This window comes from Vibrio sp. 10N.222.49.A3 (assembly GCF_041475145.1).
Taxonomy (GTDB): domain Bacteria; phylum Pseudomonadota; class Gammaproteobacteria; order Enterobacterales; family Vibrionaceae; genus Vibrio; species Vibrio tasmaniensis_A.
In genome coordinates, this window is sequence record NZ_JBFRVM010000190.1 from 1 (window position 1) to 252 (window position 252).

The following is a 252-nucleotide window of genomic DNA, read 5'->3' on the forward strand; positions in this document are numbered from 1 at the left end:
ATATAGTATTAGTGTCTCTTATTACAAGTATTAGTTGATTCTAATTTTAGCATCCATAGTTAATTTTCATTTCGAGCGAGAATACTTACCATTTTATTGTTTGTAAATATAACTAACTGGCTTTACACTAATGAAAAAAAATCCTTAATAGAGTTTAAATATGGAAAGTTTGAAAGGAATTGCTTCCTTTGTTCATGCGGCAGAGCTTTGTAGTTACGCGGAAGCTGGCAGAGTATTAGGAGTCTCAGCATC